The sequence below is a fragment of the Kordia sp. genome (genome assembly GCF_965283645.1).
Classification (GTDB): domain Bacteria; phylum Bacteroidota; class Bacteroidia; order Flavobacteriales; family Flavobacteriaceae; genus Kordia.
Window position 1 is genome coordinate 3,044,163 of record NZ_CBDIPG010000001.1, and the last position, 18,520, is coordinate 3,062,682.

General features: G+C 31.9%; 13 protein-coding genes and 2 pseudogenes. 2 read left to right on the top strand and 13 right to left on the bottom strand.

Annotated elements, in window-relative coordinates; translation table 11 throughout:
* Positions 1-10 precede the first annotated feature (10 nt).
* The 10 genes and pseudogenes from ACQ654_RS13420 to ACQ654_RS13465 all read right to left on the bottom strand — a co-directional run bounded on the left by ACQ654_RS13420 (position 11) and on the right by ACQ654_RS13465 (position 16,231).
* On the bottom strand, positions 11-2,296 hold the full coding sequence (locus tag ACQ654_RS13420; protein WP_430410848.1) for a multicopper oxidase domain-containing protein: 2,286 nt from the start codon (positions 2,294-2,296) through the stop codon (positions 11-13).
* A gap of 3 nt (positions 2,297-2,299) precedes the next feature.
* Positions 2,300-3,535 (bottom strand): TolC family protein, encoded by a 1,236-nt coding sequence (locus ACQ654_RS13425; RefSeq protein WP_115839038.1) that lies wholly within the window; start codon positions 3,533-3,535, stop codon positions 2,300-2,302.
* Entirely contained in the window at positions 3,532-7,239 is a 3,708-nt protein-coding gene (locus ACQ654_RS13430) for an efflux RND transporter permease subunit (protein ID WP_430410849.1), read from the bottom strand. Before ACQ654_RS13430 ends, ACQ654_RS13425 begins: the two co-directional genes overlap by 4 nt.
* Before the next feature lie 110 nt (positions 7,240-7,349).
* Positions 7,350-7,763 carry an HYC_CC_PP family protein gene (locus tag ACQ654_RS13435; RefSeq protein WP_430410850.1) on the bottom strand — a complete coding sequence of 138 codons (414 nt, stop codon included), beginning with the start codon at positions 7,761-7,763 and terminating at the stop codon, positions 7,350-7,352.
* Between the two features lie 67 nt (positions 7,764-7,830).
* Entirely contained in the window at positions 7,831-9,633 is a 1,803-nt protein-coding gene (locus ACQ654_RS13440) for a heavy metal translocating P-type ATPase (RefSeq protein ID WP_430413027.1), read from the bottom strand.
* A 14-nt stretch (positions 9,634-9,647) separates the two neighbouring features.
* Positions 9,648-9,971, bottom strand: a pseudogene (locus ACQ654_RS13445) (cation transporter); the annotation flags it as partial.
* Between the two features lie 23 nt (positions 9,972-9,994).
* Positions 9,995-10,890 (bottom strand): annotated as a pseudogene (locus ACQ654_RS13450) (IS982 family transposase).
* Positions 10,891-12,504: 1,614 nt separating this feature from the next.
* Positions 12,505-15,105 (bottom strand): carboxypeptidase-like regulatory domain-containing protein, encoded by a 2,601-nt coding sequence (locus ACQ654_RS13455; RefSeq protein ID WP_430410851.1) that lies wholly within the window; start codon positions 15,103-15,105, stop codon positions 12,505-12,507.
* 81 nt (positions 15,106-15,186) lie between these two features.
* A complete protein-coding gene (locus ACQ654_RS13460) occupies positions 15,187-15,930 on the bottom strand; it encodes a GLPGLI family protein (RefSeq protein ID WP_430410852.1) in 744 nt (247 codons plus the stop codon).
* 52 nt (positions 15,931-15,982) lie between these two features.
* Positions 15,983-16,231, bottom strand: coding sequence for a hypothetical protein (locus ACQ654_RS13465; protein WP_298418097.1), 249 nt, complete (start codon positions 16,229-16,231; stop codon positions 15,983-15,985).
* Positions 16,232-16,630: 399 nt separating this feature from the next.
* Here ACQ654_RS13465 and ACQ654_RS13470 point away from each other — a divergent pair, with 399 nt between their 5' ends.
* Positions 16,631-17,071, top strand: coding sequence for a hypothetical protein (locus ACQ654_RS13470; RefSeq protein WP_430410853.1), 441 nt, complete (start codon positions 16,631-16,633; stop codon positions 17,069-17,071).
* A gap of 3 nt (positions 17,072-17,074) precedes the next feature.
* On the opposite strand, the gene ACQ654_RS13475 is transcribed toward ACQ654_RS13470, so the two are convergent.
* Genes ACQ654_RS13475 through ACQ654_RS13485 form a run of 3 tightly spaced genes read right to left on the bottom strand, consistent with a single transcriptional unit; the run spans position 17,075 to position 18,001 of the window.
* Entirely contained in the window at positions 17,075-17,269 is a 195-nt protein-coding gene (locus ACQ654_RS13475; protein ID WP_430410854.1) for a hypothetical protein, read from the bottom strand.
* Between the two features lie 14 nt (positions 17,270-17,283).
* On the bottom strand, positions 17,284-17,898 hold the full coding sequence (locus tag ACQ654_RS13480; protein ID WP_430410855.1) for a hypothetical protein: 615 nt from the start codon (positions 17,896-17,898) through the stop codon (positions 17,284-17,286).
* The gene (locus ACQ654_RS13485) at positions 17,861-18,001 is read right to left on the bottom strand and encodes a hypothetical protein (RefSeq protein WP_430410856.1); all 141 of its coding nucleotides are present in this window, start codon (positions 17,999-18,001) and stop codon (positions 17,861-17,863) included. The genes ACQ654_RS13480 and ACQ654_RS13485 overlap by 38 nt, the downstream gene beginning before the upstream one ends.
* A 338-nt stretch (positions 18,002-18,339) precedes the next feature.
* Here ACQ654_RS13485 and ACQ654_RS13490 point away from each other — a divergent pair, with 338 nt between their 5' ends.
* The gene (locus ACQ654_RS13490) at positions 18,340-18,510 is read left to right on the top strand and encodes a hypothetical protein (protein ID WP_430410857.1); all 171 of its coding nucleotides are present in this window, start codon (positions 18,340-18,342) and stop codon (positions 18,508-18,510) included.
* Positions 18,511-18,520 lie beyond the last annotated feature (10 nt).

Sequence of the window (18,520 nt, forward strand, 5' to 3'; positions counted from 1 at the left end):
TAATTATTATTTAAAATCTGGCTAAAAGTCCACCACCCCAACCATATCGGTTGTTATAATTACCTTGAATTGAAAAATTTCGAGATAAGATGTACGACGCTCCAACTAACCATTGAGTTTCACCTTCATAAGATTTGTTGTTTTCTAACTCATTAACCCATCCAAAATCTGCTCTGTACTCGTATTCTCCTTCGAGAAAAATTCTAGGAAAAATCAATAGTTCTCTGTCCAAACGTATTCTTGGGCGCAGTTGATTATCCATACTCACATCCACATTAAATCTGTAAGGCGTGAAATATTTAACTCCAACCAATCCCACAGTATTGAATGTATCATAAGAATCTGGTGTTGAAGTTTCAGTATTTACGCCTGCATACACGCGTACCCAATCATTGAGATATCTGTTATAATTTACTTCTATCTCGGCATTTTGGTTATAATCAAACTCGGCACGTAGTCCAAATTCGTTACGAATGTTGCTCGACATCAATAAAAGTTCATTAAAGTTTGAACCTACACGTGCAGCTCCCCAAGAGTAATAATGGTCAGTTTCATCAATTAGTTTTTGAACTGGATAAGGTTTCATCCTTTCATCTCGTGGTGTATCATAGCTAAATACTCTTGCCATACCACCCATCATATGATATAGTACGTGACAATGAAAGAACCAATCACCATATTCTTCGTTATAAAATTCGATGACCACTTTTTGCATCGGTGGTACGTTAACCGTGTGCTTTAATGGTGAACGCTCTCCATTTTCATTAATCACCCTAAAATAATGACCGTGCAAGTGCATTGGGTGGTGCATCATTGTCAGATTATTTAGGGTAATCCTTGTAACCTCTCCACCTTTGATTTTAATCTTATCTGTTTCAGAAAGTGGTACGCCATTCAAACTCCAAACATAACGTTGCATATTACCTGTTAGGTTAAGTAAAAGGTCGGATACAGGTATGTCTGCCTTATAAGTCGTGTTTTCTTTTGCCTTTAAAAAATCATAGTTGAAATAGGTTTTACGTGTATCATAATTAAATGAAGCGGTGTCCTTTTGCATCGTAGACATCTTATGATTCATTGGCGTCGCATCCTTTTTCATTTCCATATTCATTTCATTCTCCATCTTCATCTGTCCGTCTTTCATATCCATATTCATCTTCATTCCATATTTCTGCATTAGGGCTTTGGGGGTATTTCTATTTTTATTTCCCACTAAAGCAGGTGCACCCATCTTCATATCCATTTTTGCCATTTGCTTCATCATAGCCACTTTATCTGGTCTGTCTATTACAGTTGCTGGATACAATTTTCCGCTACCCAAGTGAATGGACGTATTACCAGAACCATCTTGGGCTGTTGCGGTAATTTCTAATGTACCTTCTGGAATGGTTACAATCACATCATAGGTTTCGGCAATTGCAAAAAGAAATCGGTTTTTATATTCTGGTATTACATCCACACCATCACTCGCAACTATCATCGGGTTACCACCACCAAAATCCACCCAATAATAAGATGAAGCAGATGCGTTGATAAAACGTAGTCGTACTTTTTCACCTGTTTTAAACTTTGGATATTCTGCAAGTTTTTTACCATTGGCTAAAAACGCAGGATAGTAGATGTCTGCAATATCAGCGCCTTCCATTCTATCGCGCCAAAATTTGAATTGTGCGCCTAATGCACCTTCTTTTATAACTCTGCTTAATGGTACTGCTGTCCCTTTTTTAACCTGATACCATTCGTTTCCTCGTTTAAGGTTTCGCAGTACATTCATTGGTTTTTCATTTGTCCAATCAGAAAGAACTATAACTAAATCCTTATCATATTCTAACGTCTTTTCTTTAGGATGAATAACTATTGAGCCATAAACTCCTTTTTGCTCTTGCAACATCGTATGGGAATGATACCAATATGTACCAGATTGGTTGATAGGTATTCTATATTGAAATGTAGTATTTGGTTTTATAGGTGGTGTTGTCAAATAAGGAACACCATCATAAAAATTAGGAAGTATTAAACCGTGCCAATGTACAGAGGTTTCTTCATCCATTTTATTGGTTACATTAATAATAGCAAGGTCGCCTTCATTAAATTCTAGCGTAGGACCTGGAATTCCACCATTAATGGTCATTCCGTTTGCGGTTACACCTGCAAGGGTTATTTCATTTTCTTCTATAGTAAGGTTATACTCTTTTATGTTTCGACCTTCTTCTTTTCTATCTTCACCATTTGTCCCAACTTGGGCAAATGCCATTGAAGTTAGGAACAAGAGAAATATTGTGTTAAATGTTTTCATTGTTTATTGAATTAAATAATTAATAATTGTACTTTGCACATAGTAGGTCTTCACAGATTCTATTTGGTTCATTTGAAACTTTAGTTGTAGTTCTTGAATATCCAAAACATCATTAAAATCAATCGTTCCTGTTTCATAGCTTTTGATTAAAATGTCTTCTGCATCTTTGGCTTGCTGTAGGTTTTTGGTTTGGGTAGCATAACTTATTCTTGCAGAAATGCGTTCGTTATTCGCTTTGTCTAAAAGCGTTTCCAATGCATTTAAACGTTCCTGTTTTTGAGCAGTAATTTCCTGCTGTTGCAAATCATTTTGTTTGGTTTGGGATTTATATTTCTTATTGAAAATTGGGATAGATACCGAAACCATTGGCATTACAATATCCTTTCCGTTATCGCTGAAATCCATATTTGGTCTTTCAGCAACATTGATATAATCTAATCCAAAACCAATCATTGGACTGCTTTCTTTTTGATTCAATAATTCTGATTGCTCTATGGATTGATAGAGTTTATCAAATTTTAGTAATTCAGGATGTAATACTAATTTTTCAAAAGTAATATCAAAGTCTTCTGAAGGTATCATTAAACTATCTACCACATTCACGGTAACATCATTATCTCTATTCAATAGATTATTGAAGTTAGTTTGTTCTGCTAAAAACTGTTGTTGCAATACATCTTTTAATTGTTGCATTTCGTTCTGACGCATTTGCAATCGCAACACATCTACTGCGGATGCTTTACCAACCTCTACAGAAGTTAATGCCAACGTTTCATAAGTTTCTAATAGTTTGATGTTTTCAGTTAAAACCTCTTGCTTTGCTTTGTTAGCGTATAGATTATAATAGGATTGTGATACCGAAGCCATTAGTTTTCTCTTTGCGATGACAATGTCTTCGTATTTAGCATCTGCCAATGAACTCACGTAATTTTCTCTCGAAGTAATAGTCCCAAACCACGGTAACATTTGTTTAGCAGATACTTTAAAGCGTTGTGCACCTGTTCGTGTTTCTGGCTCACTCACAAAATAACCAACACCAAATTCGGTATTAGGAATGGTGTTGACCTCGTTTACCTTTTCGGAAGCTCTTTTGTATTGTAACTCAAACTTTTGAATTTCTGGATTGTTTGTTAAGGCTTCATCGATAAGTATTTCTAATTGTTGAGCGTTCGCAAAAAGACTCAAGAAACAAGAGCCAAGAGCCAAGACGATTTTTATTTGTATTGATTTATATTTCATTTTGATGTTCTTTTAAGTTGAACTTCTGCTTTCCAGCTATACAATACTGGTACAACAAACAAAGTGATTAAGGCTATAAGCATTCCACCAAAACTTGGTATTGCCATAGGTATCATTATATCGCTTCCTCGACCTGTAGAGGTTAATACTGGTAATAATGCCAAAATTGTAGTAGCTGTAGTCATTAAACAGGGTCTGATTCGTTTTTCACCTGCTTCAACAACTGATGCTCTAATTTCCTTTTTATTCTCTGGTGTGTTTCTATCGAATGTTTGGGTTAAATAAGTTGCCATTACTACACCATCATCGGTTGCAATTCCGAAGAGTGCAATAAACCCAACCCAAACTGCAACACTTAAATTAATTGGATGCATTTGGAATAAGTCTCGTAGATTTTCACCAAAGAAATTGAAGTTTAAAAACCATCCTTGACCATAAAGCCATATCATTACAAAACCACCTGCAAATGCTACTGCAATTCCTGTAAATACCATTAAGGAAGTACCAACCGAACGGAACTGGAAATACAAAATCAAGAAAATAATCGCCAATGCTAAAGGCACAACAACCGATAAGGTTTTTTCTGCTCGCAACTGATTTTCGTAAGTTCCTGTAAATTGGTAGTTAATACCTTTTGGTACTACTAATTCTCCACTATCTATCTTTTCTTGAATTAAGGCTTGTGCATTTTCAACTACATTGACTTCTGCATAACCATCTATTTTATCGAACAATACATAGCCAACTAAAAAGGTATCTTCACTTTTAATGACTTGTGGCCCTTGTTCGTATCGAATGGATGCCAATTCGCTTAAAGGCACAGGACTCCCTTTTTCAACTGGTACGTAAATTTGTTTTAAATCGGTTGGGTTTGCTCGTAACTCTCTCGGATAGCGTACACGCACACCATAACGTTCACGACCTTCAACGGTTTGGGTTAATACCATTCCACCAACTGCAACTTTTAATACATTTTGTACATCATCAATGGATATTCCATAACGTGCAATTTTTTCTCTATCAATATCAATGAGCAGGTAAGGCTTACCAACAATACGGTCTGCAAAAACAGCTTCATCTTTTACACCTTCAGCTTGTTTTAAAATGTCTTCCAATTGGACACCAAATGCTTCAATCTGCTTTAAATCTTGACCTTTTACTTTGATTCCCATTGGCGCACGCATTCCTGTTTGCAGCATTACCAATCGGGTTTCAATAGGTTGTAGTTTTGGTGCAGAAGTGACACCAGGTAGTTTGGTAACTTTTACAATTTCATTCCAAATATCGTCTGGTGATTCTATTCCTGGTCGCCAGTTACGGTAGAACTCACCATTGTTATCTTTTATCAATTCAGACCTTTTCACCCTGCTTAAAGTGACATTTTCGGAATTATTTGGGTTTGCAATAAATCGACCATCTTTTAACTCAAATAAACCATCATCATTCACTTTATAGCGTTGGCGTTCTCTGTTTTCATTCAACATATATTCTGGTTTGTACTGAATGATATTTTCGTACATTGATAAAGGTGCTGGGTCTAAAGCTGATTCTGTTCTACCTGCTTTACCAACTACGGTTTCAATCTCTGGAATACTGGCTACTGCCATATCCAATTGTTGTAAAACCCTTTTATTTTCTTCTACACCAGAATGAGGCATTGAGGTTGGCATTAGTAAAAATGAGCCTTCATTTAATGATGGCATAAACTCTTTCCCTGTATTTTTCATAATGAAAAAACCTGCAATAACAATTGCAGTTGGGACTGACAAAAAGAGCAACTTATTATCTAAACACCACTTTAAAATACGTGTATAGTATTTTATGAATAAAGAGAAAACACCTAATAAACCAAAGCAAATAACACTAACGAAAATGAGATTCCAGAAAATACTTTTATCAACGCCTAATGGTCTCCAATATTCGGCTAACAAGAATACTATTGCTGATGCTGAAATAATAATATTAATAAGGTTAGCTTGTTTGTCTGTTATCTTATTTTGAAGATTGAGAAGTGCTGTAATTCCAAAAGCTATTAATATCAACCCTAACCAATACCCATAGATAATTGCAGCGATACCTAACGCTATTAAAACACCATTTAAAACATATTTCAAAGTGTTTTTAATGCTTTTCTTTCGGAATAAGAATGCAGCAAACGGTGGAATCAAAAATAACGCTACAATAATGGATGCTGTTAATGCAAAAGTTTTTGTGAATGCTAATGGTCTAAACAGCTTTCCTTCCGATCCAATCATCGTGAATACTGGAATGAAACTAATAATAGTGGTCATTACTGCGGTAACGATTGCACCAGATACTTCAGCGGTTGCGTTGTAAACTACGGTATTAATGGATTGTGTTCCATCATCTTCTTCTAAATGCCGAATGATATTTTCTGAAAGTATGACACCAACATCGACCATCGTTCCAATAGCAATAGCAATACCTGATAAAGCGACTATATTGGCATCGACACCAAAGAGCTTCATCGCTATAAATACCATTAAAACTGCTACTGGCAGTAGTCCAGAAATTAATACTGAAGCTCGAAGATTAAACACCATAATGATTATGACCAGAATGGTTATAAGTATTTCTAAAGTCAATGCCTCATTGAGTGTACCTAAAGTTTCTTGTATTAGTTCTGTTCTGTCATAAAAAGGAACTATGGTAACTTGTGATGTTCTTCCATCCGCTAATACTTTTGAAGGTAGACCTGCACTTAATTCATTAATTTTCTCCTTTACGTTATTGATAACTTCCATTGGGTTTGCACCATAACGAGCCACCACAACAGCACCAACAACTTCAGCACCTTCTTTATCCAATAAACCACGTCTTGTTGCTGGACCTAATGAGACTTTTCCAATATCCTTTATCTTAATTGAAGCGTAATCTTCGGAAGTGACTACTGCATTTTCGATGTCTGAAATGGATTTTATGTAACCTAAACCACGTACTAAATATTCAGCTTGGTTAATTTCCAAAGTCTGTGCACCAATTTCTTTGTTACTTTTTTTAACCGCTTTTACAACGTGATGCAATCCAATATTATATTGACGCATCAGTTCTGGATTAACATCCACTTGGTATTCTTGAACATATCCACCTATCGAAGCAACTTCCGAAACGCCACTTGCAGAGGATAAGGCATATTTTACGTAGTAATCTTGAATACTGCGTAACTCTTGTAAATCCCAACCACCCGTTACGTTTCCGTTTTCGTCACGACCTTCAAGAGTGTACCAAAATATTTGTCCTAAACCTGTCGCATCTGGACCCAAAGCAGGATTAACACCTTCAGGTAATAAACCACTTGGTAAGGAATTTAGTTTTTCGAGAATACGGCTTCTACTCCAGTAAAATTCTATGTCTTCCTCAAAAATGATATAGATACTTGAAAAGCCGAACATAGAGGAACTACGAATGGTTTTTACTCCTGGAATACCGAGTAGTGATGTTGTAAGTGGATAGGTAATTTGATCTTCTATATCTTGTGGAGAACGACCATCCCATTTGGTGAATACAATTTGTTGATTTTCACCTATATCAGGTATGGCGTCAACAGCAACAGGATTACTAGGTAAGAAACCTGTGTCCCAATTAAAAGGTGCATTTACTGTTCCCCAAGCCACAAAAAGGGCGAGTAGCAGAACTGCAACAAGTTTATTTTCTATTAAAAATTTGATACTTTTGTTTAGCATTGGCTTTGATAATTAAACAATTAGATAATAGTGTTTAGAAAACACCGAATACAGAAAGGTATCCTTACAACATTGCAGTCATAGGATAAAAAAAGTCTATTGTTTAAAAATCAAATTAAATAGGTCTCGTCAAGCTTGTAGATGTGCCTTATGACCAGTGGCGGTTTATATTCTTCATAAGCAGATAAATTATTGTCTAAGCCTTCAAAGAGATTAATGTAAGTGTAAACAAATGAAACTAGAAATAATTGTTGCTCAAACGTAATTTTATCAACGTGTAATTGTAGTTCGTCTTGACCTTCAATTACTAATTGTTCATCATCACAACAATTTTTCTTGGTAATAGAACATGCTTCACTTGAAGGCTTTTCCATTTCCATTCCACAACCTTTTGCTTTGTGAAATATTGCAGTTTCCACTAAAATTTCTCCACAATAATGCATATTAATTGTGAATGACATCGTAGAAAATAACACTACAAAAGTCATTGCCAAAGACATTATATTATGGAAAAAGTTCTTCATAAGTGTAGCAAGTTACAAAATTTTAGCAAATTTTAGTTTTTTAAAGCAGTTTAATTTAGTAGATGATCTATTTCCAATTCATTCGTTGTAGTCTGACTGCATTAAATATTGCTAATAAAGCTACACCAACATCTGCAAAAACTGCTTCCCACATGGTAGCTAAACCACCTGCACCCAATATAAGTACGATTACTTTTATACCAAATGCTAAAACAATATTTTGCAATACTATTCGTCTTGTGGAACAACTAATTTTTATAGCAGTGATAACCTTTGAGGGTTGATCTGTTTGAATAATTACATCTGCGGTTTCAATAGCAACATCACTTCCTAGACCGCCCATTGCTATACCAACATTACTAGTGGCTAAAACAGGTGCATCATTAATACCATTACCAATAAAGGCAACTTTATTTTCTGGATTTTGTTTTAAGGTTTCTACTTCGTTCAATTTATCTTCTGGTAATAAACCGCCTTTTGCTTTTTCAACATTTAATTCTTTTGCAATTTGTTGTGTTATGGAATCTTTATCGCCTGAAAGCATTATAATGTTTTTAATGCCTACTTTGTGTAGTGATGTAATAGTGTCTTTTGCATCTTCTTTTAATTCATCTGCTATGACTACATAACCTGCAAATTGGTTATCGATTGCGACTAATACTATCGATTCTACAATAGATTCCGTTTCCGTTGGAACATCAATACTATTGGTAGTCATTAAGGCTTTGTTACCTACTAAAACTGTTTTTCCATTTACAATGCCTTTTAATCCTTTACCTGCAATTTCTGAAACTTCGGTAGCTTCAAAACCTTTTCCTTCTGCTTTATACTCTAAAATTGCTTTGGCAATTGGATGCCTTGATTGCCCTTCCATCGCCATTAAATATTGCATAAATTCGGTTTCTTTCCAATCAATTGCTTTTACTTCTTTAATTTTGAAAACTCCTTTGGTAACCGTTCCTGTTTTGTCCATTACCAATGTATTTATCTTGGTCATTGCATCTAAAAACGAAGCGCCTTTAAATAAAATACCGTTTTTTGAAGCTGCACCCAATCCACCAAAATAACCTAATGGAATTGAAATCACTAACGCACAAGGACAGGAAATTACCAAGAAAATTAATGCTCTGTATAACCAATCTCTAAACACATAATCTTCTACCAAAAAGTAAGGTATAAAAGTAACACCAATAGCTAAGAATACAACGATTGGTGTGTAGATACGAGCAAACTGTCTAATAAATAATTCTGTTTTCGACTTACGAGCTGTTGCATTTTGCACTAAGTCTAATATTCTGGTAATAGAACTATCTTCAAATTTGTTGGTTACCTCAACTTCAATAACGCTTTCCAAATTAATACTACCTGCGTAAACCTTTGCTTCTTTCTGAATGCTATCTGGTTTGCTTTCGCCTGTTAACGCTGCGGTGTTTAGAGATGCTTTTTCGGATAATAATATACCATCTAAGGGAATTTTCTCCCCAACCCTTACTTGAATTTTTTCACCTATACTAACGCTTTCAGGGAAAATGCTTTTATAGTCACCGTTTCGAAAAACATTTACTTCTTTCGGACGAACGTCTAGCAATGCTTTAATATTTCCTTTTGCTCTATTCACTGCTGCACCTTGAAATAATTCGCCTACTGCATAAAATAGCATCACAGCAACACCTTCGGGATATTCGCCAATAATGAATGCACCTATTGTGGCAATAGACATTAAAAAGAATTCTGTAAATACGTCGCCTTCACTAGGTTTGAAAACTTTTTTGCAGTTGTCACATTCGTAGAAGAATTGACAAGCGTTTGTAAGCATTTCTTCTATTTTTTTATGTCCGCAGTTTGGGCAAGTGATTTCCGATTTTAATATAGTTTACATTAATTTTATCTTTTTTCAGTTACATTATAACCTCTTGGGTTTATTGCTTTCTCAATTTCTAATTCATTAGTTTTAGTTTCGTCAAACTCAATGATTGCGTTACCATTTTCGTATGATGTTTTTGAGTTTACAATTCCATTGAGTTTATTTACTTCGTGGTTAACGTGTACTTCACAACTGGCACAGGTCATTCCACTTATTTTATATTCTGTTGTTTTGATATTGGATTTATCCACAATATCAATTTGTTTCTCTGAATTTGGATAAAAGATACTTGAATAGTAAGGAAATGTCAACATCACTATTGCGAATACTGTTAAAACTCCTAAATAACGTGAGTTCGATATAAGCATTATCGAATTCTTTGTAATCTATCAATATTTATATTAGGTTTAGTTGGGTAAAAAGCATATGCGATAAGTCCAGAAATAAGATTTGTTATAAAGTTGTCAAAACTTCTGTGTCTGGTATGTTCTATTTGGCACTGGTTTTTAAGGATATCGTTAACGCTCTCTACAACAGCTCTTTTTCTCAATAGTATCTTATCATAAATATGATGAGGGCATTTTTCATATTCTTTTTAATTTTGGTTACTAGATGTATACCGTCCACGAATAGTTTTTCAAATAAATCCTTACCAATATAGCCTCTGTCTGCGAATATTTTGCCAAAAACCTTATCGTGAAAAGTCTTGTTTTTAAGAGGTTGTCTGTCATCTACATTACCCTGTGTTATTAAAAAGTCTATAATCTCACCTCGTTCATTAATGATGATATGTAGTTTAAATCCAAAGAACCAGCCCATTGTACCACGTCCTTTTGCAGCTATGCCCTTGAACACTTTATTTTGTTTTTCTCGTTTATAATGGCAAGCTCTTATTACGGTAGAATCCAGAAATGAGATTCCCGAACATTTGCCCAAACAGCAAGTCTGCAGGAATACGACCATGGGCAGAATGGATTTACTCTGTAACTCAACAAACCTATTGTATGATACTGTTTCTGGAAACTCAGATTGCATGTGTTTCTGCACGTAGTGAACGTAAAAATGTTTTAGGCAACGGTAACCTTTAAGATGAAAAAAAACCATAATGGATATGACTTCGCTATCGCTTAATTTGCATTTTCGCTTACGTTTTTTCAAGGAAGAGTCACTTTCAAGGGAGTTGTCATCCAATATTTGCTTTATTTCCTTGCAAAAATCATCAACGGTACAGAAAATTTCAGTAATTTTATCATTAGAAATCATAAGTAGAAATTTGTTTAAATATTTAAATGTCAGATACTTAAATATAATGAATTTCTACTTTTTTATTGCACAAAAAACTAACTTTCTTACGTCGAACTTACGTTAATTAAAAAGTTTTATTCCATGAAAATAAAATTCAATAAAAGAGAAACTCGATTTAGATTCGATAAAATCAGAAATAAACCCCATCATAAACACAAAAGAAATTTTAAAGCATCCAGCTACTAAAATTATCATTACAGGAATTGTTGTTTACGGATTTTTAAGAGTTTCAAAATATTATGTAAGTGCCTTTAGCGGATTAGTGAAAGCTGTACGGGATGCGAAAAACAGCTTTAACAGGTAACTTGTATTTTAAAAATACAATTATTATTTCTTATTTTATGTATCAATTTCTTGAACTTAATTTTCTTAAAGATTCGCACGGCAACATCTTTTATTTAAAAAATAAATTGAAGTTGCTTTTTTTAAAAAAAATTGTGCCTTTTTAGAAAAAAAAGATAAAAATTAAAGAAAAAATTCATTTTTCACAAAAAGTCAAAGTGGATTGACTTTTATAATAAAAAGTAAAACCACTTTGACTTTTTATTTATTAATTATTTATATATCAGTGTTTTAGTTATTTTTAAAAATAAACCGAAAAAATAAAAGCAAAAAATAAACATTAAAAAAAACATTTTTTCAAAAAAAATATTGTTAAAAATAATTTATTCACATTTTTCTAAATGTTTCATCAAAAAGTGAAATATATTATTAAGCTATAAACTTTAGTGTAGAAAATTAGATGTATTCTTCCAAAAAAAATGATGTTATGATTTACTAATTTTCCTTGAAATCTAGTCTTTCAAAAATGCGTGCCAGTTTTCACTCTACTTAAAGTATTACTTTAAGGTTTTCTTTACTCTATTTTGAATACACTCGACATTGAACCTGTTTGAAAAGATGTATTGAAAATTTTGAAGCATCCAATTACATAAATGATTTTTTATAGGTGTAAATATTTATGGATTCGTTTATGCCTCCAGAAATTTTATGAATGCCTATGCTGAACATAATTTTTAAACAGTAATACGATCAAAAAAGCTTCAATCATTACAATTGAAGCTTTCGGGTAAAAGAATAATTCTAGTTTTACGATAATTTAGGGTTTCTAGGTAATTATTCTGTTTATCTATAGTAAATGTAGAATCCAATAATGGTAATTAGTACTACAAAACAAGCACATGAGCAAAACCCAATTATAAACCATCTGAAACGTTCTAATTTTTTTAAAGACATTATTTGTTTAAATTTGTTAAAGTAGCAAGGCGATGAGTATTAAGCCTCTCGTATATCGCCTTGCACTAAACAACAAAGTTCAATGAAAACTTCGTTAATAATACGTCAAGAGTAACTAGCACTAAAGTTGTATAAGTGCTTTTTAGTAGATACTTAAATTGAAAAAATGATATTATTCTTGACGTATTAATTTTAGTTTTTATTCGTCATTAAAACGAGTCACATATTTTTTTATGTAAGGGAACAACCAAAAAATTGATATGCAAAATGTTATTATTCCTAACATATAAAAAACTGTTTCTACTATTCCAAGTATATAATCCATCATCATATCTTTTAAAGTTTATATGAGATTTTTAATAATAATATTCTAGGTTGAATGAACGTTCTTTCGTCTGATACTACGATGTTACTAAATGAGTTTCGTTGTCTAAAGTCTACACCAAATAAATTTGACGCTGATATTTCAAAACCCCACGCGCTGTTATCTTTTTGGTAGAATAAAGAACTGTTAGCTACATCAAAAGTATTTGTATTGTTCAAAGTCGTATTTTGAAATTCTTCACGTTTGTAATCAACTTTGAAAATAAAGTCATTCAGAAAATCATAACTAAGATTGATATTGAATACATCATTTTCAAACTTTGCATTTGTATTCGCTTTATAACTTGAAAATGTTTTATTGTAACCAATACTAATATTTGGGTAGTCTTTAAATCGCGTACTTATTCCGCCACTAATGGTATAATTGTTTGAGGTATTTTCTATCAATTCATCATTTACGGACGTAAAGAAATTAGAAAATGAAAGATTTGTTTTTGCTGATAGTTTTATCTTTCCATACCCTTTTTTCAGCGAACCTCTAACATTTACAGATTCATCAACCGCATCCAGTAGTATTGGCGTTAAAATATTATCAATTCCTTGTATCACATTTGCCGTTTTCAAATTTCGGGTACTCTTACGATAATTAACAGACAAATTATATTGTATGTTTTTAAACATACTAAAACGATAATAACTAATACGTGCGTTGTGATATAATTCATTTTCAAGCGTCTCGTCTCCTCTGTATATGTTATTGAAGTTTGTAAGCGTAAAACGATTTGCAAATTGCGTAATAGTAGGAAAACGTGTTTGTAAGCTATAATTGAAGCTTAATATCTTTGAACTGTTAAATTCAACTTTTGTAGTAAATTTTGGAAGCAAAACTCCCTTTGATTTATTGTTACGTACTGTAAACTGCTCAATACCCCAAAAGAAATTATGATATGTTAAGCTTGGTTTTATGGTTACGATTCCGCTTTTGAATTTATAATCGACACCAAAATAAATATCATTGAAATTTACCCTTGATTGATTCCCGAAATTACTATCTGTAAAATCGTTTATTGTACCATCTTGCAACCGTTGGAAATCAAAAGTAGAATAGTTATCATTTACCACATTTGCACCCGTAGTGAAATATAAATGGTTCAATTTATTTAAAACGTAGTAGTATTTCCCAACAACTTTAAAAGATTGTGTTTTGCGGAGTTTATTACTGTTGATGTCTAAAATAGTTTCATCTTCAATCGGAAGTAAACCGTTTAAAAATGATTGATCAGTTTGCCAATTGGTTTTAGGTTGTGATCTATTGAAGTTATAATTTAAAATAACACTAATTGTATTTTTTTGATTGAATTGTTTGTGAAGTTCTACACTTTCACGGAATGAAAAATCGTCAATACGTTCGTTTTGATTGATCGAAGAATTTATAAAATTTGATTCCGTTAAAATATTTCCCTGTATTGTATTTTTTGATGCTTTTATGTTTGTTTCAAAAAGTAACTCCGTGTTTTCATCTGGAGCGTAACTAAACGCAAATTTCCCAATTCCAAACTTATTTGTGTTGTCAAATTCATTTCTTCTATTTTCAATAAGATTGTCACTCGCTATATAGTTATTAGTAGTTGTAGTTAGTGTTTGAAGCTTGTCGTTTGATAAAATACTATATCCTGTTAAAGATAATTTTTCGTTGAAATCATGGGAAATATTTAATGCGTTAAATTGATTGGTATTTTCTATAAAGTTTTGATTATCCAAAAATCTTGTAAAGTCATTATCAAATAATGACAAATAGGATTCGGTATCAGAAAAGAGTTTGCTAATTCCACCATTGAAATCTAAGTAGTCTTTGAATGTAAACGACTTCTTTCCTGTATTGTTAAAGTCCGTTATCATGTTTAGTGATGTTTTAGGACTGTAATAGTAAATCTTAGGATTCAAAATATAACGTTCTTTAATACCCGTAGCGGTTTCGATATCTCCAAAAACAAACTTTTTTTTGTCCTCTTTCAGCTTGACATTCATAACCATTTCATCACTATCTTCTAAGCCTTTTAAAAAGGCAACATCTGAATAATTGTCAAGCACTTCAATTTTATCAACTACATCAGCAGGAATATTGTTCACTGCAAGCTTACTATCGCCTGTAAAAAATTGTTTATTCTCAACAAGTACACGAGAAACCTTTTTACCTTTTATAGTTACATTTCCCTGTTTGTCAACTTCAACAGTTGGCAAGTTCTTTAAAATGTCTCTCAACTTGCGTTCGTCTCCTGTTTTAAAAGCGTCCACTTTAAAAGACATTGTATCTTTTTTTATAACCACAGGCGGTGTATAATTTAGTGTTACTTCTCCTAAAGACTCGGTATCTTTTTTTAATGAAACAGCTATCGTTTTAGATTCAGCAGCTTTGTAAGTGATCTCCTGTGGAACATAGCCAAGATAGCTAATAGTTATTTTATACGTTTCATCCTTTTCAAGCTTCAACTCAAAATATCCTTTATCGTTGGATATTGAAAACTTCATTGCACTATCGCCTTGCGGTTCTGCTATGATGTTCGCATTTGACAATAATATATTAGTAGTATCTTCCTTTATTGTTCCCGACAATTTTATATTCTGACACAAAACATTCTGAAAGAATCCTAAAAGTATTATCAAATAAACAATTGAATACTTTTTAAACATTAATTAGTTTTTTTTATCTGATATTATAATACCATTCATTTTTTCAATTTGTCTTTTGTATTCCTCTTCTGTGATTTTTTCACCTTTTAGAATAGGAATTTCAACTTCATCTTCACTTAAAAAATTTATTTTATAGACATAAAAAGTGAAATGTGAATCTTGCAGTTCTAATATTAAACCTGGTAAATTATTAAAGTCTTTAATTCCAAAATTTACAGGAATTTGGGGTGCATACCAAGCAACAATATTGAATGTAAATTTTTTAGCAGGATTAATGATTGTTTTTGTTTTATATGCCTTGTAACATTTGTATTTACCAATCATTTTACTCTCTTTGGTAAGTGTCCAATCCGATGAAGAGAGAGTATTTGAGGTAACTAAAAATCGTTCTCCAAAAGAGTCCGTTTGTCTAAAAACAGTCTTATTTTGAAGATCCGTTAAATAATTGCCACCTCCAACAACAATTTTTGCGTGGCTGTGTCCCATAGGAGACACATCATTTTCTAAAACTTCATCTATATAAAAATATGATTTTTTACCCTTAAACTTTAAATTAAATGTTATGCCTTTGGATTGTCGCATAAGTTCATCGTTAAGCTTATCAAATTCATTTTTTTTCTTTGTTGAATCTCTTTGATTTTGAATAAACTTATATACTATGTGACCAGCAACATTTTCATTAGATTGGGAATAGAGAACAGAATTAAATAAGCAACAAATAATAAGTAACAAATATATTTTTTTCATCATAGTTATTTTTAATACAAGGCTACCATTAAAGGTAGCCTTTTCATTTTGTTTAATTAGCATCCAATATTTCTTGCATTGTGTAACCTTCACATAATGCGTAAGCTGCATTCATGTGAAATGTAGCTGCTTCAATTGAATACCCTGCATTAAGTGATTGGTGCATGACGATATACGCTCTATCTTCACACTCCTCAGAAGTTTCAACTTCAATAATTTCTTCTTCTAATAATGAAGCACTAAAACTCATCGTAGAAAACATCAATAATAGCACCAAAGATGCTGAAAATAATTTTTTCATTTTGTAAATAATTAAATTAATTGCCTACTCTTTGAAATGGTTTTCGGCATTCCCATAAATTACTGCAACACAATTTTTTGAGAATTAGGAGGAATTTCACTATTTACAACCATAAAACTATAACTATGAAAAAAAATGAAAATTGCATTTAGGTAAGAGTATTCTTCCCCTTTTTTGGAGGGGATTATTCCCTTTTTTAAAATTATAATAAGTAAACACAATCTTTAAATTTTAGTATCTTGCTAGGCTAATACTAATTAAATATTTATGAAATTTTAAGACTGTGAATGAACAACTCTTTAGGTATTAACATGAAAAGCAAAGAATGTACCCATCACAGCCTTATAAATATATAAATACCTATACAAATATAGATATTTATCTCAATAATTACAAAATATGGAGCGATTTTACTCTAAAATAAAATCAAGAATACTTAAACACATTGAGGATAAAGGAATTAGCAAGCGTCAATTTTATATTGAAACTGGTATTTCAAATGGTGTTTTAGATAAAAAAACAGGCTTAACTGAATTGAATATCGAAAAATATCTCAATACTTACGAAGAAATCAATCCTACTTGGCTTCTTACAGGTAAGGGAAATATGTATACTGATAATAGAAATGAAACTAATGATATTGAACAGGTAAGTGATTTTAGCTTATCTTTATTAAACGCATTGGTAAATGATGAAAAAATCAGAAAAGCTTTGAAATTGATAATAGGCAAAGAGATAAACGACTTTATTACAACCAAATCCTTAGATAAATTAAACAACACAGATGCTTCGGAAAGTTTAGAAAAAAATGAAATTAAAAATACAGAAGATAAAAGTTAAAGTTTACTTTTTCTTGTTTTTTAAAATTGAGGAAGCCAAACGTGCAATTTTTTTAACTTCTTCATAGTTGGTTTCTTTGGTAGTCAATCTTTTTATCTCCACCTCAATAAACCATTGAAGCGTTTCAGACTCTTTGAATTCAGATTCTAACTTTTTGAGAAGCTCATTTTTGATATTTTCCAGTTCATCATCGTTCATTACAAGACAGAAATTTAATCTTTATTAATTTCATTAACAATTTCTTGAATAGTGACATTTATATCTTCTCCTGTTATATCAATTAAAGCTTTGTAAGTTATTGTTTCTTCTTTCGCTGGCATTATTGAAGCTATATCGCTAATTCTTTTAGAATCATCTTGTAATACTTTAATATTTCTAGCGATGTTGGATAGCCTTACTGCATTTTTTGTTGTTCTTTTAATGAAAAGTATAAATAAATAGCTTATCAAAAGTGATAGAATGATAATTGATGTGTAATAGTAAAATTCATCAAAATCATTTCTTGCCCATAACGACCAAGTAATATAATAAATTGATATTGACATCAGCATAAATGAAATAAATATCATTATTTTTCTAAACAAGGCTATATGGATAAATAATGATGAGAAATAGGTAGCAACGCTACTTATAAATAAAGTAATTGGGACACCAATTGCGTAGAAAAACATTCGTGCATTGTAGTAACCGAAAACTTCAACTTCTGATTTTTTATCTAAAAAAATGTGAATGAAAGGTGCTGTGAAACCAATTACAGCACCAATCAAAATGATTAAAACTAATAATTTACTACCTGTCGTCTGGATGTTGAATATCTTTTTTGTCAATGGCTTCAATTGTGTTGTTATCTTCTTCGTTTAAAGCTTCGGGATTACAACTTGTCAAATTCATAAATAAAAGTCCTAATACTAATAATGATAATTTTTTCATGTTAATACTTTTTAGATTAATTATTACTTACTTGTAAAGTAATAATAATCGCGAAGTATTTATAATCTCAAATCATTAAATTTCAGTATTTTAAAACTATTATTTCACTAATTTTTAAGTCAAATAATCACCAATTACAAAGTTAGAATTAAGACATTCTAAAGAATATAGTAAAACCGTAAAATATCTATGGTTTAAGTCTTGAAGTGGATTGTGTAAAATAAAAATAATTTCCTTACGGTTTTCCTTAATTGGATGAGATTATTGATATGCGCACTAAAATTCAATTATGATTGCTAAGAGAAAAATAATAACTTTAAACTTTATTGAAAACAATTATGAGCGATCAAGAACTTTTTTTGAATAGCAAGGAAACCATGAAAGAATTAAAAATTTCTTCATGTGAATTAATGCACCTACGTCAAGATGGAAAAATTAAATTTGTTAAAAAAGGAAACGCATTTCTTTATGATAAAAAAGACATCATAAAGGAAAACAATAAGAAATAAAATCTCACAA